Origin of the sequence: Ezakiella sp., from assembly GCF_034180565.1 — a bacterium.
Taxonomy (GTDB): Bacteria; Bacillota; Clostridia; order Tissierellales; family Peptoniphilaceae; genus Ezakiella.
The window spans coordinates 59,124-82,300 of record NZ_JAXFOB010000008.1 but is presented as its reverse complement, the minus strand read 5'-3'; the positions used below and the strand labels follow the sequence as shown (position 1 = coordinate 82,300).

Sequence of the window (23,177 nt, the reverse complement as noted above, 5' to 3'; positions counted from 1 at the left end):
TATGAAAAAAATTATTAAACTCGACAATAAAACAATTGAAAATATTGCTGCGGGCGAAATTATAAATCGACCTGTTTCAATCATTAAAGAATTGGTTGAGAACTCCATCGACGCCGGCGCAACGGATATTGTAGTTGAAATCAAAAGAGGGGGAAAAGACTATATAAGAGTTACCGACAACGGCTCGGGAATTTTTGATGAGGATTTACCTGATGTGTTTAAGAAGCATTTCACTTCAAAAATTACAAACTTCGAAGATTTGTTTTCACTTGATACAAGAGGTTTCAGGGGGGAGGCATTAAATTCTATTCAAAATGTTTCTGAAGTTTCTCTTACAACCAAGACACACGAAGAAAATTTGGGTCTTAATATCAAATATTCTTTCGGTGAATTTGTTTCAAAAGGGGAGGCTGTAACAAACTACGGGACTACTATTGAGTCTTCAAATCTTTTTAAAAATATGCCGGTAAGACGCGACTTTCTTGCGTCGGATAGAACTGAAGAAAATCAAATTATAGCTCTTATAGAAACCATGGCAGTCGCTTATTACAGTACATCTTTCAGGCTTATTTCAAATGGCAGAATTGTGATTAATACAAGCGGTTCGGGCAATCTTAAAACGACTATTTTGGAAGTATATGATTTAAACACCGCAACAAAGACAATAGAGCTCGATAAAACATTTGATGATTATAAAATCTATGGTCTTATTGGAAACAGCGACAATTCAAATGTAGGGAAAAACAAGTCTCTCTTGTTTGTAAACGGAAGAATCACGGAGAATAGAGAACTTGAGAAATTAATAGAGGGGATTTATTATGGTGTAATTCCAAAAAATAGAAGGCCTGTTTATTTTATTTTTCTTACAGTTCCAAAAGATTCAGTTGATGTCAACATTCATCCTTCGAAAAAGTTCGTTAAGTTTAATGATTTTGACAAGGTTAAATATTTGGTTGAAAGTTCAATTTATGAAGCTTTGAAATCAAATAAAGACGTTGTCAGTGCATCCACTGAAGAGAGTATTTCTTTTACCGTAGAAGATGAGGAAGAATTTAGTGATGAAGACAATTCTACAGATGTTCAAAAATTTGTGGAAGTCGAAGATACAGTTAAAAATTCACCTCAAAACATAAAAAGCAGCTTAAATATGGATTATGATGAAGTTAAGACTGCCGCTGACGACGGATATGATTATGAATTTGAAAATGAATCTAACTCAGATGATATTATAGATTCCGATTTTCAATTTGAAATTCCAAATATTGTTGTTAAAAAAGAGGAAGTTATAAAAAAGACAGAGACGAGTATTGAAGCTCTGCTTCCAATTGATGGAATGTGGAATTTTAATATTCCGCTTGGCATAGTTTTTAATAATTATTTTTTGATTGAGAACAAACCGAAGAATTGCATGATTGTCGTTAATATAAAAAACGCAATTGAGAGATCGTTGTATGATAAAATAAATTCTGACTACACAAATAAATCTGTTGGAACGCAAACAGTTCTTGAGCCGTTTGTTTACAACTATGACCGCGGCACTTTGGAAAAAATTGAAGAAAATATTGAGATTTTATCTAAACTGGGTTTTGACATCTCGATTATGGGCGAGAATACAGTTGTGCTTCGCGGTGTTCCGTCGCTTATAAGTGATAAATTTATTAAAAGCAATTTCGATGATTTGGTCTATACAATTGAAGGGGGCAAGAGTCATAAAAATATCACTGAGAAGTCGCTCATTTCAAGCTTGAGTAAAATTGCATCAAACAGCTCAAAACTTGTAAATGTAAATGAAATCAAAGGGATTTTACTTGATGTATTAAATTCGGAGAATCCTTTAACATCTCCGCAAGGTAAAAACATCTTCACAATTGTCGATGAAGATAGATTCATTGAGGGGATTTTACATGAGTAAACCGCACATAATTATCATTGCCGGACCTACGGCTGTCGGCAAGACAAGCACATCTATTGAACTTGCAAAAGCACTAAATACCGAGATTATTTCGGCAGACTCGATTCAAATATACAGAGGATGCGATATCGGAAGTGCGAAAGTGACAGATGAAGAGATGCAGGGGATTAAACATCACCTTATTGATATTAAGGAGCCTTACGAAAACTACAGCGTTAAGGAATATAGAGAAGATGCATTTAAGATAATAAATAACTTAAATGCAGAAAATAAAATTCCGATTGTTTGCGGTGGCACAGGTTTTTATATAAATTCACTGATTTATGATATGAATCTTGACGACAACAGCCAAGATGATGATGTTAGGAACAAATTATACGAAATTTTCGAGGAAAAGAGCATAGAATATTTGAGAGATGCACTTTTTCATATCGATAAAAAATCTTTTGATAGAATAAATATAAACGATACAAAAAGAAATATCAGAGCGATAGAGTATTTTATTTGTACCGGGAATAAATTCTCAGATACTTTTAATACCATAAGAAAAATTAATGAGGATATAACTTTCAGCTATTATGCACTGGAAATGCAAAGAGATTTATTGTATGAAAGAATAAATAATAGAGTCGATATAATGCTTGCGGATGGTTTGGTTGACGAGGTCAAACAACTTATGAGTAATGGAATAACAAAAGAAAATCAATCCATGCAGGCAATCGGTTATAAAGAAATCATAAAATATCTTGAAGGTGAGTGGGACTATGATTTTGCCATTGAAAAGCTCAAACAATTTTCAAGAAACTACGCTAAAAGACAATTGACATGGTTTCGAAACGATTCAAATGTAAAAATGATAGATGTAAATGAATTTGAAAATGTTTCACAAGTAGTGAAATTCATTGAAAGAGAGGAAAAAATTGAGGGATTTTTATAATTTTTATAATATTGATAAAGATATTGTTGACGAAATTGAGCTTGCAGAAACTAAAATAAAAACTCAATTTACGGAAGTTGATAAAATAGTTTTTCACAATCAACAAAAGGTATTGATGGCAATGCAAGATGCAAATCTAGGTTCGGGCGACTTTTTCTGGCCGACAGGTTATGGATATGCGGACCCGGGAAGAGATAAAACCGAAACGATATACAAAACAGTGTTTAACACTGAAGATGCGCTTGTAAGACCGTCTATTGCGTCAGGGACACATGCTATATATCTTGGACTTGATTCTGTTTTAAATGCGGGCGATGAACTATTATATATCTCAGGCATTCCATACGATACTATGCAAAAATCTTTGGGATATGTGGGAAATGAAAAAAATAATCTAAAATCAAAGGGTGTAAGTGTAAAATATGTACCGCTCGATGAAAATAATCAATTTGATAAAAAAGCTATATTGGATGCAATAAACGACAAAACAAAAGTTGTTGCCATACAAAGATCCACAGGTTATTCTCTAAGAAGAGCTTTTAATATAGAGGAAATAGGAGAAGTAATTGATTGCGTAAAAGCTCACAAGAAAGACGTTATTATTTTTGTAGACAACTGTTATGGAGAATTTACCGAATATGATGAGCCTACAGACGTCGGAGCAGATTTGATGGCCGGCAGCTTAATTAAAAATCCTGGAGCAGGAATCGCTTTTTCAGGCGGATACTTGGTTGGTAAAAAAGATTTGATTGAATGCGCTGCAAACAATTTGACAGCGCCTGGAATAGGGAAGGAAGTAGGGCTTACTTTCGGAACAACCAGATTTACCCTTCAAGGTCTTTTCCTCGCACCACACGTGGTCGGACAAGCGATGAAGGGCGCATATCTTATCGCACAGGTAATGAAAGATAGAGGCTATAAAATAATTCCGGATGAAACATTTTCGAAAAGCGATATTGTACAAACAATTATATTTGAAGACAAAGAAGCGCTTAAACAATTTACAATCGGAATTCAACAAGCCGGTGCTGTGGATTCATATGCAATTCCTACAGCTTGGGATATGCCGGGATATGAAGACCAAGTTATAATGGCGGCACCCGGATTTGTCGAAGGTTCAAGCATAGAGATAAGCTGTGACGCGCCGATAAGAGAGCCATATGCCGCATATTATCAAGGCGGAATAACATATGAACATGCAAAGATTGCACTGATGTTTGGACTTAGAAATCTAGATAAAAATTAATTGAAATTATTTTAACAATCATAAATAAAAAAAGATGAAGAACAGAAAAATCAAGCGACTTTTCTATTTTTCTTCATCTTTCAGATTGAAGTTACTGAGAGGATTGCTTTCAGTAGCTTTTTTTATGATTTCATTGTCAAGGTGTGTATAGATTTGCGTGGTTGCGACATTCGAATGACCTAAAACTTCTTTTAAAGTTAAAATATCAACATCGCCATATTTATACATCAAAGTTGCTGCGGTGTGTCTCAGTTTATGAACGGTATAATCACTCGATAAACCGGCTTCTTTAACGCGTTTTTCAATCATATGTTGCACAGCCCGATTTGAAATACGATTGTTTTGCTGACTTAAAAACAGTGCGTTTTTGTCTCTTTCATTTATAAGACTCTCATCAGGCCTTACGGTCAAATAGTCGTTTATTGCGGCGATAGTCGAATCGTTTAAAAAGATTATACGCTCTTTATTTCCTTTACCAACAACAGATGCGCTGTTGTCTTCGTGTATAGAATCAACATTTAGGCTTACAAGCTCAGACAGACGAAGCCCGCAGTTTAAAAAGACCATCATGATAGCAAAATCTCTTTTTTTGAGAAATACTTTTTTCTCCGTCTCAACGGTCTCTAAAAGCTTTGTAGCATCGTTTAGAGTAAGATATATAGGTAGACGCTTATCAAGCTTAGGATATTCGAGCTCATATGAAGGATTATTGGAAATAACTTTAATCTTTTCGTATAGATATTTATAGAAAGCTCTTATGCTTGCAACTTTTCTAAATTTTGCCGCAGAGCCATTTGAATCAACTCTGTCTTTAAATGCGATATAGGCATACATATCCTGAAGCGTAACACTTTCGAGATATTTGGCATCAATCGATTCAATATTTATATTATCAAAAGGAATGTCTTTTAAATTTTCTTTTCTAAGTCTAATAAATTTTAAAAAGCTTGCCAAGTCATAAGAATATTCTTTAACGGTATTTTTGCTATGACTCTTAACACTCGATAAATAGTCCAAAAAGTCAGTCAAAATCAGTGGTAGACCTGTTTGCACATCAATTCCCCCTTTTTGTCACAAAATAGTTATTTTGTGACATATTTTATATTTCTATTATACCCCTACTCCAAATAAATGTCAAGCATAAAATTGGAATAGATATAATAAAAATACAATTATAATTTTGCGCATTTCGACAAAATAAGAAAAATATAAATCTCAAAATTTAATTATTACAAAAGCAAATTTTATTATGAGTAAATTTTATCACATATGATTTATAATAAAAGATGTATCTATAATTTCAGATTATTATATTTATATATAAATTTTCAGATAACATTTCTGATTATAATAGGATTTATAAATTTAGGGTTTATTTATAATAAAAATACTATATCTTTATATAAAATCATTAAATATGACCTGCCCTATCAAAACTATAATAGCATAATTTTCTTAAGAATACATAAACAAAAAAGATTTATATTTAGCTTCTATAATAAATATAATACTCCATATATCAAATATAATACATGAAATTAGTTTATAACCATATTCTAGATTATAAAATTAATAAAAAATATAAATGATAATATGGCAAAAACATATATTTTTTCAATTTAAACTCATAAAATAAAGATAAATCTCTAATAAAATATTGCTTTTGTTCTATCTAATCAAATTTTATGTATAAAAATAGTGCCTACAATGGGCACTATTTTGCTAAATGAGATTTTCTAACCTCTTTAATTACATTAACTTTTATTTGACCAGGATATTGCATTTCTTCTTCAATTCTCTTAGCAATGTCATGAGCCATAACCGTCATTTCATCGTCAGAAACTTTTTCAGGTTTAACAAGAATTCTTACTTCGCGTCCCGCTTGAACAGCATATGTTTTTTCGATGCCGTCAAATGAGTTTGCAATTTCTTCTAGCTTTTCGAGACGTTTGATGTAACTTTCGAGAGTTTCACGTCTTGCACCAGGTCTTGCAGCGCTTATAGCGTCAGCAGCTTGCACAAGGAATGCTTCGACAGATTGAGCTTCAACATCATTGTGGTGAGCTTCAATACAGTGGATAACCTCTTTACTTATTTTATAACGTTTTGCAAGATTTACGCCAAGTTCTACGTGGGTTCCTTCGAATTCTCTGTCGATACCTTTTCCGATATCATGGAGCAATCCGCCCATCTTAGCAACTCTTACATTGGCTCCGATTTCCTCAGCCATCATCCCTGCAAGGTGTGAAACCTCAACGGAGTGGTCGAGAACGTTTTGTCCGTAACTTGTTCTGTATTTAAGTCTTCCCAAATACTTTTGAAGTTCCGGATTTATACCGTGTAATCCTGTTTCCAAAACAGCATTGTTGCCGGCCTCGGTAATAATCTTGTTGACGTCTTCTTTTGCCTTTTCAACAGTTTCTTCGATTCGCGCAGGCTGAATTCTACCGTCCTGAATAAGTCTTGTAAGAGAAAGTCTTGCAACCTCCCTCCTTATTGGGTCAAAACTCGAGAGCACAACGGCTTCCGGTGTATCGTCAATAATTAAATCAACACCTGTAAGGCTTTCCAAAACTTTTATGTTCCTTCCTTCCCTACCTATAATTCTTCCTTTCATATCGTCATTCGGCAAATCGACAACTGTGACTGTTGTTTCGTTAACATAGTCGGATGCGACTCTTTGAATGACGGAAGATAGAATTTCGCGTGCTGTTTCATCGCTTGCATCCTTGATTTTGTCTTCCATTTGTCTTATACGGATAGCCGTTTCCTGTGTCATTTCGTGATCAAGATCGGCAATAAGAATGTTCTTTGCTTCCTCACGTGTAAGACCTGAAATTTCTTCAAGTTTTTGTTCTTGCGATTTTACTAATTCATCTGCACGTAAATTTTTATCTTCGATATCTTTAATCTTTTGATTTAGCTTATCTTCCTTTTTTTGTAAATTGTCAATTTTTCTGTCCAGGGTTTCTTCGCGACTTATAAGTCTTTTCTCTGTACTTTGGAATTCTCTTCGTCTATCTTTAGATTCTAATTCGAGTTCATCTTTAGATTTTTGAATTTCTTCTTTAGCATTTAAGATTAATTCTTTCTTTTCCGCTTCCCCATCTTTTCTAGCTTCTTCAAGAATTCTACGAGCTTCTTCTTCAGCAGAACCGATAGCTTTTTCGGAAACTTTTTTTCGCAATAAATAACCTACAAAAATACCGCAACCTAAGGAAAATATGAAAATCAGAAAATAATAAACAATTGGCATATATTTTCTCCTTTCTATTTAGTTGTTTAGGTCCTATATCTATTGTAACGCTTTTTTAATTAAAAGTCAATTTAAAAATGGGCTTTTTAAATAAAATTTATACAAAATATTTATAAATACTATTGAATTTCAAATTCAATGTCTTCATCATCATCTGAATTAACATTTTCTTCAATTGAAGATTCTTCGATTAAACCGTTTTTTGTTTTAACAACCTTTGTAATGCCGTCCGTTTGTTCAAGTTCAAAACAACAGTCTCCTATTGCGGACAGATAGTCGTCGTGAGTAACCATAATAATTTGCCTGTCGTATTCTTCGGAGAAACCCTTAAGATATAAACCTACATTCGGTATATATTCCTTTGAAACATATTTAGCCGGCTCATCGAGTATTATTGGACCGAGGATGCCGTTTCTTGTAAGAATTTCAGAAATAGAAAGTCTAAGGCCAAGGCTGACCACGTCTACGATTCCCCCGCCTCTCGAATCCTGCGGTTTTGTAAGATTGTCGGTGTTGCCGTATTCGTCGGTTACATAGAACTCCATTCCTGTTGATTTTTGAGACATTTCATCTTTTATAATAAATCGAATATTTGTTTTAAAAACATATCGTAGACATAATGTCACTATATTTTCTATGATATTCTTCGATTGTTGTCTTGCATATTGAATTGCGTGATTTAAAAGAAGAATTGTTTGTGTGTAGAGTTCGATCGAATCATTTGCATCGGAGATTTTATTCTTGAGTTCTTCAATCTTTTTCTCAAGCATCTCTTTTTTTACTTCGTCGCTTATAATCTCCTTATTTGTTTCATCGATGAATTCTTTAATTTCATTAATTTGCATTGTTTTCTTTTATAAGTTGTTCGCAAATTTGAAGTTTTTCTTCGATTTCTTTTGCGATATTGTCGAGGTCTGCCTTTATAGTTTCAGGAGTTGATCCTGCATTTATAATCTCTTTAATGATTTCTTCTTTCTGAGCTTTTAAACTGTCAAGAGTTCCCTGTGCCCTATCTCTTTTTTGAGATGCCTGATCAAGCTCCTTTTTTATTTGATTTGCCCTTTCTTCATAGTTCATTTGTGTATTCCTTTCTAATTTTTTCTATATGTTCTTCGGTTATCATCGAACCGCACATTGGACAAATATTGCTCTTTTGTAATACTTCCAGATAAGAATTCAGCTTTTCATTTATTTCAATATCTAAATTATTGATAATATTTTCAGAATTTCTTATTTCTGAATTTTTTGAATAAAGTGAGTTATAAAGAGCGTTATACGTACTAAATTTATTGTCTAGATTTGTTACGTAATTTAAATATTTAGACAAGTTTTCGATAAATAATGGTTCTATGTCCTTTTCCACTTCGTCGACTGTTTTGTCTATAGCGACAAGTCTATTATTAAGATTTTGCAATAATTGAAATCTATTTAAAATATTTTCGATGTCTTTTGTAGTCTTATATATCTTCTCTAAATTTTTAGAGTCGTCTATAATTTTCTCATTAACCTTTTGCGACTCCTCTACCCTTTCAAGATTGCTGTTCATATTAGTGAGCAGATTAAATCTTCTAATCAAAGCGACTACATTTTCGAACTTTGGATTTGCATCTTCTAAGAAATTTGTATTGCGAATAATTTTCATATTTGTTTCATATAAAGCTTCATTATTTCTTAGATTCATAAACTTATTATAATAGTCAGCACCCTTTACTAAAAGAGAATTTAATTGATAGTATGTTTTATACGTTTCGTCTACAAATCCCAAGCTTTTAATTGTATTTTCTTCAGTTTTTATTTGCTCAATATTATTGTCCAATCGCTGATTTAAAATCGACAGACTTTCATTCATTTTATTTTTTTGAATAAGTTCTGTATATAATGTCTTCACTTTTTCAAGATTTTCTTTTCTCTCTTCAAGAGTATCATATTCTTTTATTTCCTCTTCAGAAGTTTTCAAACTCTCCTCTGAAGTATTTATAGTCTTTCTAAAGTCTTTAATATTTGAGTTGGCAATCTGAATCGCTCTGTCTATAATATTTACATTTGAAATTGCACCGATAGCTTTGGCCTTCTTTATGCTTGATTCCGAAAGGAGAAATGCGCCCTCGAGCTGTGTTTGATATGTTATAGGCGATTCGATTTTGTCGGCGATTTCAAACTTTCTAACTCCCGTAATTTCTTGAATTTCTTCGGGAACGGAGCTCCCGAAACCGGACAGTTTTTTCGGTTCATCAAAATCCGGATGGTTTATATGGTAGCCGTTAAATTTTTTGTTTCGGATTCTTTTAACGCTATAACCGTCGTGGTATATCAGTTCGACTGAGGCGGATGTTTCACCTGCTCTTATAAACGCAGTACCTTGCGGTTCATTAAAAAATACCCATCCAAGCGCACGCAAAATTGCGGTTTTCCCAACGTCTGAAGAACCCAATATAACATTTACATGCTCATCCAGATTTAATACTGTGTGCCTGTGAGATTGAAAGTTTTTGATAATAATTGTGGAGATTTTTCTATTATCATTCGATTTGCTCATTTTGCGCCTCCGTAACAAGTTCAATGGCTTTGTTTCTAACCTCTTCATCCAGACTTTCGGTTATATCAATTTTGTTTAAAAGTTCTCTTATATCCATAATCTTATCAAAATCTATTTTCTCAATTTCATATTTCTGAAGTTCAAGTCTTTGATTTTCTTCCTTATCTCTTAAAATCGCTTCCCTATCGAGTACTTCCTCGCCCGGTTTAGCTGATTTTAAATAAAAGTCCTCAATCTCGATGTCTTTATTCTTCTCGAGTGTAACAATAGAGACTTTCGGTTTTCTTTTAAGCTCGATTTCCGTTGCGGAGACTCTTGCCACAGAGCCGGGATTATAAAAATACTTTTCATCGACTTTTTGGCATGAAAAACCGGTGTGATAATGACCGCAAAGTGTTAAATCCGCCTTTGTGTGTTTAATGTCATCAATCAAAGTGTATGAGATATTTTTAAACGGCTTTGTAAGAAGCATTCCATGAGCAAAAAGAATGTCAAAATCTGCAAGCTTTTCTTTAACTATATATTTTTCTCTTCCAATATCTGTATCTAAATCCCCGTTGTAAGATGCGGAGTAGAGAGCAACGGACACATCGTCAATACTGAAAAGAACAGGTGACGTGTCACTCATAATCGAAAGGAGTCCAAAGTCATCAAGAAGCGGCAATGCAGTTCTGTTTAAACTTTCGACATTGTAAGCATAAATATCGTGATTGCCGGGTACAAAAAATATAGGTCTTTTAAATGATTGCATTATTTTTACAAAACGTCTTATAGTTTGAATCGGAACGTCCGGTCTATCAAGGAGATCACCTCCATGAACGTAAAAATCAACATCATTATCAGAACCTATATTTTTAATTTCTTGAAATTTTTCCAATAAAGACTCTACATAATTATCTTTTCGTTTACTGGGAGAATTAGCCCTGATGTGAGTATCTGTAAAGTACAAAAATTTCATATTAAATTAGACCTATTTTTCTTCGCTTTCCGCCACGTCAACATCTTCTTGGTCCATCACTTCATCTTCTCTGTTGAGATGACTCATATAATTTTCCTTCGGAATAGGTCTTAAGTTGTAAATCTCTCTTATTTTAGAATCTATTTCATACATGCTTTCAGGATTTTCTCTGAGCCAAGCTTTCGAGTTTTCAGCACCTTGCCCGATATTTTCTCCGTTATATGAGAACCAGCTTCCTGCTTTTTTTATGATATCATTTTTAACTGCGACATTAAGAATATCTCCTTCTTTTGAGATTCCTGTTCCGTACATAATATCAAATTCAGCAGTTTTAAATGGAGGAGCGACTTTATTTTTTACAACCTTTGCAACGGTTTTTGAGCCGATCATTTCATCGCCTTGTTTTATAATTTCTTTTCTTCTGATTTCAAGTCTTACAGTTGAATAGAATTTAAGAGCTCTACCGCCTGTTGTTACTTCAGGATTTCCGTATCCTCCGACTTTTTCTCTGACTTGGTTAATAAAAACACATGTTGTCTTTGAAATATTAATAGCTCCCGTCAATTTTCTCATAGCTTTACTCATAAGTCTTGCGTGTGCACCGACTTGAAGGTCGCTCATTTCACCGTCGATCTCGACTTTAGGTACAAGAGCAGCAACAGAGTCAATTACAATGATATCAACAGCACCACTTCTTACAAGCGATTCTGTAATTTCAAGAGCTTGTTCACCATAGTCCGGTTGCGAAATGATAAGTTCATCGACATTAACTCCCAAATTTTTTGCATATGCAGGGTCAAGAGCGTGTTCTGCGTCGATAAATGCAGCAGTGCCGCCGAGCTTTTGAACTTCGGCGATCATGTGTAAACTTACAGTTGTCTTACCGCTACTTTCAGGACCGTAAACTTCAATAATTCTTCCCTTTGGAATTCCACCTATTCCAAGAGCTATGTCAAGATCGATACTTCCTGTAGGAATAGATGCAACTTGCATTGAAGTTTTGTCCCCAAGCTTCATTATCGAACCCTTACCGAATTGTTTGGTTATTTGCTCCATTACCTTCTCTAAAGCTTTTTCTTTTTCACTCATTATATTAATCCTCCATTAATTATTTTATATACTTTTTCCAGTGCTATTTTTGTGGCGGTTTCTCGAATAAATTCCCTTGTGTTGTCAATATAAAACTCTTTATAAATAGTTCTTATATCGCCGCCTTCTCTGAATGCGATTCCAATAAAAAACTTTCCTGTTTCCGGGTCGTCACCTGGTCCCGCATATCCTGTAGTTGCGATTGCGATGTCTGAGCCTGTAGTATTTAGGGCGCCAAGCGCCATCTCACATACAACTTCTTTTGAAACGACAGTGTACGCGTTTATGGTTTCATCCTTAACTCCCAAAAATTTTTCTTTCGCCTTTATCATATATGTCACAAGTCCCGCAACAAGTACATTTGAACATCCGGGAATGTCTGTGAGAGATTTAGCAATATATCCACCTGTAAAACTTTCCGCGGTGGATATTGTCAAATTTCTTTCTATTGCAGAGTCGACAACTTTTTTTGAAAGATTATATAAGTTTTTCTTCACCGTTTCCTCCGAAAACAACTGAAACATTGTCTTTAATATAAACGATTAAAGATATTACCGCCAAAACTACACTGGCATAAATTGTATAAATTCCTATATTTAGGAAATTGTTCAAATACGGCACATTGTTTGAAAACAAAACTATCAATATTCCTATTAATTGAACTACTGTTTTTAGTTTTCCCCAAAAGTTTGCAGCAATTGTTACACCGTTTTGCGCTGTCATCAATCTGAATCCGCTGATAATAAATTCTCTGAAAATAATTATGATAACTGAGACAGCGGAAATAATTGATTGTTCAACAAAAATTGTGAGTGCGCTTAAAACCAAAATTTTATCCGCAAGTGGGTCCATAAATTTTCCGAAAACTGTAATTTCATCATTTTTTCTGGCAAGATAACCGTCAAGGGTATCTGTCAAAGCTGCAATTGTAAAAACTATACCGGAAATATATGTCTCTCTGTAAATATAAAATAAAGCTATAAATACAGGCACAAGACAAATTCTTAAAACGGTTAATTTATTAGGCGTATTCATGTTAATTTACCTCCTCGGCATAAATGTCATATTCGTTATTGTCTTTTACTATTATATCATAAAAGTCGCCTATATTTAACATTTTATCTGATTTTATATAAACTAAACCATCGATTCCCGGCGTATCCATATAAGTTCTACCGATGTATGAATCCTCTTCCTTATTTTCAATTAGAGCCTCATATTTGTTGCCGATTTTTGAATGCAATTTTTCAAATGAGATTTTGGATTGCAACTTCATAATCTCATTCCATCTTCTCACCTTTTCTTCTTCTGAAACTTTGTCTCCAAGTTTATATGCAGGTGTGCCCTCTTCCAAACTGTATTGGAACACTCCGACTTTATCGAGTTTTGCATCTTCTATAAAAACCTTTAGTTCATTAAAAGCTTCATCCGTCTCATTAACAAATCCGACGATTAATGTTGTTCTTATGATAATATCCGGAATTTCGCATCTCAACTTTTCAATTAAATTATATGTCTCAGCTTTTGTTATTCGTCTACCCATAAGTTTTAAAACGTCATCGTTTATGTGTTGAAGCGGCATATCTACGTATTTGCAAACTTTGTCGCAAGTTTTCATCGCATCTATCAGCTCGTCATTAAATCCTTCCGGATACATATAAAGAACTCTTATCCACGTGATTTCTTCAACCTCATTTAAAACTTTAAGCAATCTTGCAAGCGATTTTTTACCGTATATATCCATTCCATAGTCGGTTGTGTTTTGGGCAATTAAAACGATTTCCTTTGTGCCGTTTTCCGCAAGATATCGAACTTCATCCAAAATATTTTCAATAGGACGAGAGCGCATTTTCCCACGCAGTTCCGGAATAATACAATATGTGCAGTGATTGTTGCAACCTTCGGAAATTTTAACGAATTGCGTGGTTTTAAAATCGACTCTCTTTGAATACTCGACATATGGGGAATTGATATTTCCAACATATGCCTCTCTTTTCCCACTCTTCATATCACTGAAGATTTGATTTATCTTTTCGATTTCACCGGTTCCGATTATAGCATCAAGCTCCGGAATTTCATCAAGCAAATCATTCGGATATCTTTGACCGAGACATCCTGCAACTACTAAAAATTTAAGATTTTCCTTTTTCAGTTCGGCAAGCTCGAAAAGCGTTTCAATTGATTGGGTCTTTGCATCAAGAATAAAACTGCAGGTGTTCACAACAATTATGTCTGCAATCTCAGGGTTTTCGACCACATTGTATAAGTTCTTATCCAAAATAGAAATCATTACCTCTGTGTCTATATCATTTTTCGAACATCCGAGAGTTAAAAAATATACATTGTCTTTATTCTTCATCTTTGTGTAACACCTCATTCAATTCATTTAGAGAAACAAGCACACTTCTAGGCTTGCTTCCTTCACTCGGTCCAACTATCCCCATCGCTTCCATCTGGTCGATAATTCTTGCTGCCCTGGAATAGCCGATTCTTAATTTTCTTTGTAAATACGAAATACTTCCTTGATTGTCCTTGACGACAAGAAGTGCAGCATCTTCAAAGAGTTCGTCTTCAAATTCGTTGTCTACACTCGACTGTGCGCCGCCGGACTTTATTTCATCTTGAATATTTGTATTGTACTGATTTTCGTAATTGTTTTCTTTTATATATTTTACAACTTGTTCAATTTCATGGTCTGAAACAAACGGACCTTGAAGCCTTACAGGGCTCGATTGAGACCTGTGAAGGAAGAGCATGTCACCTTTTCCTAGAAGCTTTTCGGCGCCCGCCATATCGAGAATTGTCCTTGAGTCAACTTGCGAACTTACTGCAAATGAAATTCTTGATGGAATATTTGCTTTAATCGTCCCGGTGATGACGTCGACAGACGGCCTTTGCGTTGCGACTATTATATACATCCCCGCTGCTCTAGCCATTTGAGCAAGTCGTGAAATGCTTTCTTCAACTTCTTTTCCGCTGACAAGCATCAAATCCGCAAGTTCGTCTATAATAATAACGATTTGTTTCAATTTTTCCATCGAATCGTCGAGTTCAGCTTTTTCGTTATATCCTTTTATGTCGCGCGCATTGTTTTGAGCAAAAAGCGCATATCTTTTTTCCATTTCGGTCACCGCCCATTGAAGTGCGGCGCTTGCTTTTTTTGCATCAGTAACAACCGGAATCAAAAGATGTGGAATGCCGTTGTAGACTGAAAGTTCAACAACTTTCGGGTCAATTAAAAGAAGCTTTACGTCTTTCGGCTCCGCTTTATATAAAATACTCAAAATTATCGAGTTTATACATACACTTTTCCCCGAACCAGTTGCACCTGCAATTAAAAGGTGCGGCATATCGGCAATTGTTGTGATAATATTTTTACCTTCGATATCTTTTCCAAGAGCAACTGAAGTCTTGTCCTTTGAATCTTTGTATTCGTCGGACATAAGCATTTCTTTTAAAGACAAAACGTCTTTTTCGTCATTCGGCGTTTCAATTCCAACCCTACTCTTTCCGGGAATTGGAGCAACAATTCTGATGTCGCGGCTTTCAAGCGCAAGACACAAATCGTCCTGTAGATTTACAATTCTTGATATCTTAACTCCAACAGCGGGCTTGAGTTCATAAACAGTTACCGTAGGTCCTCTGTTTATATTTTCAACTGTGACGTCAATGCCGAAACTTGCCAAAGTCTTTTCGATGATTTTCGCTTTTTCATTGAGTAGAGATGTATTGATATTTTTAATCTTCTTAGAATTTTTTAAAATAGAAATCGGCGGAAATTCGTATTTTTGAATCGCTTCATCGTTTGCGTTTGTGTCAATCATTGTGATTTGAGCGGCCTCTGTATCTTCGTTTGTTTTAATTTTTTCTTCAAAAAGTGGGACCTCAACTTTTTCCTGCGGTTCTTCTTTTTCGATTTTAGTTTCTTTTTCATCTTCGGGAAATTCGTTATAAGTATTTATAAGTGGCGCTTTTCTCTCAGGTTCTTCAGCGGAAACGTTTTCATCTTCAAAAGTTATATCCTTTTCAAAGTCATTCTTTACTCTTGAGACATCTTTTGTTTTATCGCGCAATGCTCTGTCCGGGTTAACAATCGGTCGTCTTTCTTTAATTTTTGTGTACCCGTTTGAAATTTTTTCTTCGATTTTATTTACACATACTTCCGTCCCTTCGACGAGTTGTTCTTTCTTTAGATTAAACATCGAGAATAGCTCAACTAAAAGTATAACTGCCAGGAATATAAATAGTCCTGTATCGCCCAAAAACGCCCTTATAGGATGCGAAATAACCGCTCCTATATATCCACCACCTTTAAACTCCGATGCGATTTCAAGAGTGTTACTCATGTGTCCTTTAAAATTATCAAAAGGCACGCTTACTCCGTCCATAAATACCATAAACAGAATCGATAAAATCAAAATATGAACTATATATGTTTTTTTCTTTTCGCGAAGTTTTCTAAAAAGAAGCACAAATGAAATAAGCATTATTGTGAAAGGCAGAATTTTTCCGTACCATCCGAAAAGTCCCTTCAAAAATGAACTTACAAATTTACCGACAATTCCGGTGTTTTCAAATGTCATAAATAGAATGAGAAAGAAACTCAGTAAAAAAAGGCAAATACCCAAATAAATAAGATTTTGCTCTTTTGATAATGTATTTTTATTATTCTTTTTTATAGGTCTTTTTCTTCTATTTGTTGACATAAAATCACCATCACTTTATAAAAAATGTTATTATTGCTATTACAAGCAAATATGCTGAAAAATATTTTAGTTTGTTTTTATTTATTAAATCAAGTAAAAACTTGAGAGAGAGCACGCCGACTATAAATGAAACTATGACTCCGACTATTAAGGGAAACGAAAAACTTGCACTTTCTCCAGCCTTTACCACATCGCGTATACCGAAGATGAATGCTCCGAATGTTGCGGGAAGGCTAAGTAAAAATGAGAACTTTGCAGCTTCAGATTTTTTTATATCGATACTTGTTGCAGCAAAAATTGTAGAGCCGCTTCTTGAAATGCCCGGTAAAATTGCAAGACCTTGCACCATACCGATGCCGATTGGTCCGAAAATATTTACGTCATAAATGTTTTTAGTGCCGTTAAAATAGTCTGTAAAATAAAGCAAAACTGCAGTTATAAGAAACATGAAACTTATAAATTTCATATTGCTGTAAAAACTTTCGAAAGTGTCCTTAAACGCGACCCCGATTATTGCTGTCGGAATACTTGCGATAATAATATAGAGCGCTATTTTTTGGTCGCCGTTTATTTTTTGTCTATCCTTTTTAAAGAGATTTGCGATAAGATTAATAAATTCTTTTATAAGATTTAAAACATCTTTTCTAAATACAAATAAAACGGATAAAAATGTGCCGAAATGAAGCATTTGGGCAATGAAAAGCCCGGGTTCCTCGAATCCTAAAACTCTTTCTAAAACTGCGAGATGACCCGAACTTGAAATCGGAAGAAATTCGGAAGTTCCTTGTATAATTCCCATAAGTATCATTTTTAAAAATTCAATCATACGCCGGAGGAGCCGAATCCCCCTTCACCCCTTTCCGTGGAAGACAATTCTTCATCTACAACAAACTCGATCGGCTCATATTTATTAAGTACCATTTGAGCGATTCTGTCTCCATTTTTTACAACGAATTCATTTTGACCGAAATTGACCAAAATTACGCACAGTTCACCTCTATAATCGGAATCGATTGTTCCGATACCATTTGCCACACCGATGCTGTTTTTAAGAGCAAGACCCGATCTTGCCCTCACCTGAATCTCATAACCCTTTGGAATCTCAAGATAAAGCCCGGTAGGAACTAACTTTACTTCTCCGGGCTTTATTTTGATGTCGCTTGGAACGAATGCACGAATATCCATTCCGGCGGCTCCGCTTGTTTGATATTCAGGAAGCGCATTATTACTTTTGTTAATAATTTTGACTTCCATTTAATCACCTTTAATTATTTGAATTTTTTTCTCTGTCTTCGTGGCGTTTTGAACGTCTCGGACCTTGGTTGTTTCTATGATTGTCGGAGCGTCTGTTTTGATTTTTGTTTTCGCCCTCTTCAAGACCTTCAGGCTTTGGAAGAAGTGCTTTTCTTGACAAATCAATTCTGCCTTCATCATCGATTCCGATAACCTTTACTTCGACTTCGTCGCCGACTTTATATACATCTTCAACTTTATCTATTCTCTTGTAGTCGATATTTGAGATGTGTAGGAGACCTTCCTTGCCGTTTAGAACGTCCACAAATGCACCGAATTTCATAAGTCTTGTAACTTTACCGGTATATATTTCTCCGACTTCAACATCTTTTGTAATATCGAGCACCATTTGTTTTGCAGCATTGCCCATTTCGGAATCAGCGCTTGCAATGAGTACTGTTCCGTCGTCTTCAATATCAATCTTAACGCCTGTCTTTGCGATGATTTGGTTAATCACCTTTCCTCCAGGTCCAATGACATCTCTAATCTTATCAGGGTCGATGTTGAGCTGAATAATGCGAGGTGCATATTTTGAAATTTCAGCTCTCGGTTCGCTTATTGCATCGTGGATAACATCAAGGATTTGCATACGCGCTTTGTGAGCAGCTGCAAGTGCCTCTGAAAGAACTTCGCGGCTTACACCCTTGATTTTAATGTCCATTTGTAGAGCAGTGATACCGTCTCTTGTTCCTGCAACTTTAAAGTCCATATCTCCCAAGTGGTCTTCGAGACCTTGGATGTCTGTAAGAATTGCCATCTTATCACCGGCTTCGTCAGTGATAAGACCCATAGCAATACCTGCAACAGGTTTTGTAATTGGAACGCCGGCGTCCATAAGAGCTAGCGTTGAACCGCAAATACTTGCTTGAGATGAACTTCCGTTTGAACTTAAAACTTCGGAGACAACTCTGATTGTGTATGGGAAATCTTCTTGACTTGGAATTACCGGCACAAGCGCTCTTTCGGCGAGTGCTCCGTGTCCGATTTCACGTCTTCCCGGTCCTCTTAAAGGTCTTGTGTCGCCGACTGAAAACGGTGGGAAATTATAATGGTGAATATATTTCTTTTCATATTCATCGTCCATTCCGTCAATAATTTGTGCGTCTGAGCCGACTCCGAGGGTTGCAATACTTAAAACTTGCGTTTGTCCTCTTTTAAAGAGACCTGAACCATGTGTTCTAGGTAGGATACCTGCTTCTGCTGAAAGCGGTCTGATTTCGTCAAACTTTCTCATATCAGGTCTGATGTGGTCTTCCAAAATTTCACGTCTTACTTCGTTATAAAGAAGTTTGTCGATTGAAGCGCTTATACTTAAACCGTCTTCAGGGAAACTTTCAGACATTTCAGATTTGATTCTGTCTGTAACTTCGTCTGTCAACTTTACACGAACGTTTTTGTCTGCATTGTTCATTGCATCGTACAAATCTTGTCCGTATTTTTCTTCGATTGCGGAATAAACTTCAGGATTTATCACAAATGGTGCAAATTCTTGTTTTTCTTTGCCGACTTCTTCTTTTATTTCATTTATAAATCTGCAGATTTTTTTGATTTCTTCATGTGCCGTCATTATTGCATCGAGCATTTCATCTTCGGAAACTTCGAAAGAACCTGATTCGACCATCATGATAGCTTCTTCGGTTCCTGCAACCGTAAGATTGATGTCTGTTTTTTCAAGTTCTTCTTTTGTCGGGTTAATAATATATTCCCCATCAATATATCCCACTTGAACGGCACCTGTCGGTCCTTCAAAAGGGATGTCCGAAATTGTGAGCGCAATTGAAGAGCCTATCATTGCTGTGATTTCAGATGATGCATCCGGATCACTTGAAAGAAGGCTTGCAATAATTTGCACGTCATTTCTATATCCTTCAGGGAAAAGCGGTCTTAGCGGTCTGTCAATAAGTCTTGACGTCAAAACTGCGTGTTCACTCGGTCTTCCCTCTCTCTTTATAAAACCTCCCGGAATTTTTCCGGCGGCATAATATTTTTCTTCGTAATCAACACTCAAAGGGAAAAAGTCAATACCTTCTCTCGGTGTTTTGGAACTTGTTGCTGTAACAAGAACAACGCTATCTCCATATCTTACCATACAAGCTCCATTGGCTTGTTCTGCGTATTTACCGATGGTAACGGATAGCTCTCGACCTGCCAGGTCGAATTTAAATATCTTCTCCATATTTCCTCCTTAATTCTCATATTTATTATAACACAAATTGTTAAAAATACCTAATTTTTAATAAAAAAAAGATTATGAAATATATCTTTTTCATAATCTTTATATTAATATCTGGCATTTATATAGTCATCAATGAGGCTCTTTCTCTTACCCTCAATAAAGCAATTATTTTCTTTTAAATTGTTCAAAAGCCAATCTGCAGTTGAATGAAAGATAGCTTTGTCGTAATCCAAAAACACAATTTCATAAAGCTTGTCCTTTAAGAACTTACTCTTTGATTTCACATAATACGCTTCAACATTTTCGTATTCAACTAAATTCAACATATACGATATATCCAGGTTCTTTTTGTGATATTGGTCGTCGGATTTGTGTCTATAGCTAAGAGCTACGCGAGGATGTTTCCCACGTTTTTCCAAATCTATGGCGACACTTCTGTAATATTTCGCCATAATGTTGTAGTATTGGTAATTGAAAATGCCCTTTTCCATTGAATTGACCCTTGCAAACGGAGTTGCTCCGATTCGTGAAAGAAAATCATAATTTTCCCTTATAAAAGTCGGCTTGTCCATATCTCCATTTTCAAGTTGCATGATTAAAAAGGATCTATTTTCAAAGAAACTTTCAAAAAGACCCTTTTTTCTGTAATACATATTTTAGTCCTTTCTAATAGACTATTTTACCTCAATTGCGTTTTCCTTCATTTCTTCAGGAACTTCGTCTAAACTAAAATCAACGTTTATATAAATTTCACATTCAGATCTCTTTGCAACAATTTCGAGTTCGTTGTAAACAGATGAAAGATTTTCAGCTTTGATTGGAATGATTTTGTAGATACTGTCTACGTAAATTTTTTCCAAATCGAAGTCCATTGCAAGCATACCACTCAAGAATCCGTAGAGTTCCGGAAGTGTTTCAACGCCATAGTCCTTTGCGTTTATAAGTCTTACTTCATGTTTCAAAGTGAAGATGTGTTCATCATCAACATCTACAAATGCGATGTTTCCGTTACCGGATTCGATTTCCTTGTTTGCTTCTTCAATAAGCCATCTTGTCTTTCCTGCTCCCTTAGCACCCAAAATAAATTTTACCATAATGACCTCCTCTAAATCTGAGTTATTTCTCTTTTATATTAAAGTAATACCCAATTGGTATAAGAATTAAACAATTATTCTTCGTCTAATTCTGCTCTTTCTTCAAACTTGTCGCAAACTTCATCGAGTTCGTCTTCGTCTTCAATCACGTCGAGAGTGAAAGCACCGTCTCCGTCATCTGTATATCTGTAGATGTAAACCAATTCTTCTTCATTGTCATCAAGAGGTAAAAGCACCATATATTCTTTTTCCCCTATTGCGAAATGGTCAAGTACAGCACATTCCGATTCTTTATCATCCTCAAAAGTGATGTTCACAGTATCATATTCTACCATTTCATCTTCATCATGGCAGTCGCATCCGCATCCGCAAGTGCATTCATGTTCATCATCATGATGATGTTTTTTGTGTTCGTCCATTTTAAACCTCCAAGATTTTATTTGTATATGATATATACCACTACAAATCTATTTTTATGCAAATTTTTACAGTTTAAATTAAATTATTCAAAAATTAATTTAAATCAGTGAAAAATTAAAATACATATCCAAATCGATTATATCATTGGCGATGATTTAATTCAATCAATAATGATATAGTTCTTTGTTATAAAAAGTTATTTAAATTTAGAGTCCACTCTACTTGTCAAAATTTTCTATAATAGACTTTTTTATTTCTTCCAAGTCCCACAAATCGATTACTTCGCCCATGGACTTAATAATTTTATTGTGGACATCGGAGATATTTTTTTCAGAAACAATTTCAATCGAGCTGTTTTTAACAAAATCATCGGAGATATAATTCATTAAATAGCTGATTATATCGGATTTTATTTTTTCACCGATCTCTTGGTTTGCAAGCGCAACAAGTATGACCTCGTAATATTTATTTCTTATAAAGGTCAAAAGTTCGCTTATAATTGTCGAAGGGTCTCCTTCCTCAATGTCAAACAAAATTCTGAAAAAAAGACTCCAGTTGAAATCTTTTCGAATGATTTCTTTTAAGCGTTCCCCGATTTTCTTTGTAAACGGATCGGAATAAGAAATTTTTTCAGGAAATTCAACATGTTCCTGAAAATCTATAGTTTGGCTCTCTAAAAATTTCATTCTTTTTAAAAGGCGCAAAAATTCAGACATATATACCTCTTCTCCGCCGTCAATCTTCATAAATAGATAGTCTATAATGGCGTCGCAGGAGCTTCTGAAGTCGACCGTAAAGCCGAGGTCGTGGCGAAGCTTTTTGTAGTATATATCGTGCAAATTTTTAGAAAGTATAACTTTCACTCCATTTTTCACGGCATCCTGTGAATTGTTTGCGCTGTCATTTATGTGATTGTAAAGAAGCATGAGCTCCCTGTCAATCATTTCAAGATTTTCCTTGATAGAGCCCATAACGTCAACAATAAAACGCTCGGTCAAGCTATAGTTGAAATTTTTATAAAGAATTTTATGGTCAATATCGCCCCAAAAAACATTTACAAGGCTCTTTATTTGAAGTTCAAAACAATAGTTTATATCACCGTCGATATATTTGCCGTCGATTTTATAAATCCCGAATCCGTTCTTTTGGAGAGTCGGTTGTTTTTCGTTCATATCCAGGAAAATATGGTCGTTTAAAAATGAATGATAGTACCCGTTTTCAGATTTCACTCTAAAAAGATTTGCTATTTCATTACATATTTTTCTTTCGTCATCGATAAATCTGCACTCGATTCTTACGCCTATGATATCCGAGAGATGGCTCAAAAGCATCTCCGGAGTACCATAGCTCAGATAAAGATTGTTTCTTAAAATCTTTTCTTTAAGGCTGTCTTCAGCTTTTACACGAGTTTTAACATCGATGAAATGGTCTTTTGAAAAAAATGTTTCAGAAAAAAATGTGTCCAGTTCTTTTTCTATTTTTTCAAGTTCACTTGATTTTTCACTTAATAAATTTGCCGTGTCTTCGACAAATTCAAAAATATCGAGTTGCATT

The 23,177-nt window shown here is 34.9% G+C and carries 21 protein-coding genes; 3 read left to right on the top strand and 18 right to left on the bottom strand.

Annotation, left to right across the window (positions count from 1 at the left end):
• The first annotated feature begins 1 nt into the window (after position 1).
• From mutL to SPI61_RS01495, 3 genes are read left to right on the top strand one after another with little or no spacing between them, the layout of a single operon-like run.
• Positions 2-1,912, top strand: coding sequence for a DNA mismatch repair endonuclease MutL (gene mutL, locus SPI61_RS01505; RefSeq protein WP_321136379.1), 1,911 nt, complete (start codon positions 2-4; stop codon positions 1,910-1,912).
• Entirely contained in the window at positions 1,905-2,849 is a 945-nt protein-coding gene (gene miaA, locus SPI61_RS01500) for a tRNA (adenosine(37)-N6)-dimethylallyltransferase MiaA (protein ID WP_321136378.1), read from the top strand. The genes mutL and miaA overlap by 8 nt, the downstream gene beginning before the upstream one ends.
• On the top strand, positions 2,833-4,095 hold the full coding sequence (locus SPI61_RS01495) for an aminotransferase class I/II-fold pyridoxal phosphate-dependent enzyme (protein ID WP_321136377.1): 1,263 nt from the start codon (positions 2,833-2,835) through the stop codon (positions 4,093-4,095). Before miaA ends, SPI61_RS01495 begins: the two co-directional genes overlap by 17 nt.
• 63 nt (positions 4,096-4,158) lie before the next feature.
• On the opposite strand, the gene SPI61_RS01490 is transcribed toward SPI61_RS01495, so the two are convergent.
• The 18 genes from SPI61_RS01490 to SPI61_RS01405 all read right to left on the bottom strand — a co-directional run bounded on the left by SPI61_RS01490 (position 4,159) and on the right by SPI61_RS01405 (position 23,176).
• The gene (locus SPI61_RS01490; protein ID WP_321136376.1) at positions 4,159-5,148 is read right to left on the bottom strand and encodes a tyrosine recombinase XerC; all 990 of its coding nucleotides are present in this window, start codon (positions 5,146-5,148) and stop codon (positions 4,159-4,161) included.
• A 661-nt stretch (positions 5,149-5,809) separates the two neighbouring features.
• The gene (gene rny / locus SPI61_RS01485) at positions 5,810-7,351 is read right to left on the bottom strand and encodes a ribonuclease Y (RefSeq protein WP_321136375.1); all 1,542 of its coding nucleotides are present in this window, start codon (positions 7,349-7,351) and stop codon (positions 5,810-5,812) included.
• A 119-nt stretch (positions 7,352-7,470) separates the two neighbouring features.
• Positions 7,471-8,196, bottom strand: coding sequence for a hypothetical protein (locus SPI61_RS01480; protein WP_321136374.1), 726 nt, complete (start codon positions 8,194-8,196; stop codon positions 7,471-7,473).
• The gene (locus SPI61_RS01475; protein ID WP_321136373.1) at positions 8,186-8,428 is read right to left on the bottom strand and encodes a hypothetical protein; all 243 of its coding nucleotides are present in this window, start codon (positions 8,426-8,428) and stop codon (positions 8,186-8,188) included. Before SPI61_RS01475 ends, SPI61_RS01480 begins: the two co-directional genes overlap by 11 nt.
• Complete coding sequence (locus tag SPI61_RS01470) at positions 8,418-9,887, bottom strand: AAA family ATPase (protein ID WP_321136372.1); 1,470 nt, start codon at positions 9,885-9,887, stop codon at positions 8,418-8,420. The genes SPI61_RS01475 and SPI61_RS01470 overlap by 11 nt, the downstream gene beginning before the upstream one ends.
• Complete coding sequence (locus SPI61_RS01465) at positions 9,871-10,845, bottom strand: metallophosphoesterase family protein (RefSeq protein ID WP_321136371.1); 975 nt, start codon at positions 10,843-10,845, stop codon at positions 9,871-9,873. The genes SPI61_RS01470 and SPI61_RS01465 overlap by 17 nt, the downstream gene beginning before the upstream one ends.
• A gap of 12 nt (positions 10,846-10,857) precedes the next feature.
• Complete coding sequence (recA, locus tag SPI61_RS01460) at positions 10,858-11,934, bottom strand: recombinase RecA (protein WP_321136370.1); 1,077 nt, start codon at positions 11,932-11,934, stop codon at positions 10,858-10,860.
• A complete protein-coding gene (locus SPI61_RS01455) occupies positions 11,934-12,431 on the bottom strand; it encodes a CinA family protein (protein WP_321136369.1) in 498 nt (165 codons plus the stop codon). Before SPI61_RS01455 ends, recA begins: the two co-directional genes overlap by 1 nt.
• Positions 12,412-12,969, bottom strand: coding sequence for a CDP-diacylglycerol--glycerol-3-phosphate 3-phosphatidyltransferase (gene pgsA / locus SPI61_RS01450; protein ID WP_321136368.1), 558 nt, complete (start codon positions 12,967-12,969; stop codon positions 12,412-12,414). Before pgsA ends, SPI61_RS01455 begins: the two co-directional genes overlap by 20 nt.
• 1 nt (position 12,970) lies before the next feature.
• Positions 12,971-14,293 carry a 30S ribosomal protein S12 methylthiotransferase RimO gene (gene rimO / locus SPI61_RS01445; RefSeq protein WP_321136367.1) on the bottom strand — a complete coding sequence of 441 codons (1,323 nt, stop codon included), beginning with the start codon at positions 14,291-14,293 and terminating at the stop codon, positions 12,971-12,973.
• Positions 14,283-16,640: a DNA translocase FtsK gene (locus SPI61_RS01440; protein WP_321136366.1), complete on the bottom strand. Its 2,358-nt coding sequence runs from the start codon at positions 16,638-16,640 to the stop codon at positions 14,283-14,285. The genes rimO and SPI61_RS01440 overlap by 11 nt, the downstream gene beginning before the upstream one ends.
• A 10-nt stretch (positions 16,641-16,650) precedes the next feature.
• Positions 16,651-17,466, bottom strand: coding sequence for an undecaprenyl-diphosphate phosphatase (locus SPI61_RS01435; protein ID WP_321136365.1), 816 nt, complete (start codon positions 17,464-17,466; stop codon positions 16,651-16,653).
• Positions 17,463-17,894: a dUTP diphosphatase gene (gene dut, locus SPI61_RS01430; protein WP_034547016.1), complete on the bottom strand. Its 432-nt coding sequence runs from the start codon at positions 17,892-17,894 to the stop codon at positions 17,463-17,465. The genes SPI61_RS01435 and dut overlap by 4 nt, the downstream gene beginning before the upstream one ends.
• A gap of 10 nt (positions 17,895-17,904) precedes the next feature.
• On the bottom strand, positions 17,905-20,109 hold the full coding sequence (locus SPI61_RS01425; protein WP_321136364.1) for a polyribonucleotide nucleotidyltransferase: 2,205 nt from the start codon (positions 20,107-20,109) through the stop codon (positions 17,905-17,907).
• A 104-nt stretch (positions 20,110-20,213) separates the two neighbouring features.
• On the bottom strand, positions 20,214-20,762 hold the full coding sequence (locus SPI61_RS01420; RefSeq protein WP_321136363.1) for a DUF6648 family protein: 549 nt from the start codon (positions 20,760-20,762) through the stop codon (positions 20,214-20,216).
• 21 nt (positions 20,763-20,783) lie between these two features.
• A complete protein-coding gene (locus SPI61_RS01415) occupies positions 20,784-21,203 on the bottom strand; it encodes a hypothetical protein (RefSeq protein ID WP_321136362.1) in 420 nt (139 codons plus the stop codon).
• A 74-nt stretch (positions 21,204-21,277) separates the two neighbouring features.
• Positions 21,278-21,622, bottom strand: coding sequence for a DUF1292 domain-containing protein (locus SPI61_RS01410; RefSeq protein ID WP_321136361.1), 345 nt, complete (start codon positions 21,620-21,622; stop codon positions 21,278-21,280).
• Between the two features lie 219 nt (positions 21,623-21,841).
• Positions 21,842-23,176, bottom strand: a complete 1,335-nt coding sequence (locus tag SPI61_RS01405; protein ID WP_321136360.1) for a GTP pyrophosphokinase — start codon at positions 23,174-23,176, stop codon at positions 21,842-21,844.
• Position 23,177: the final 1 nt, after the last annotated feature.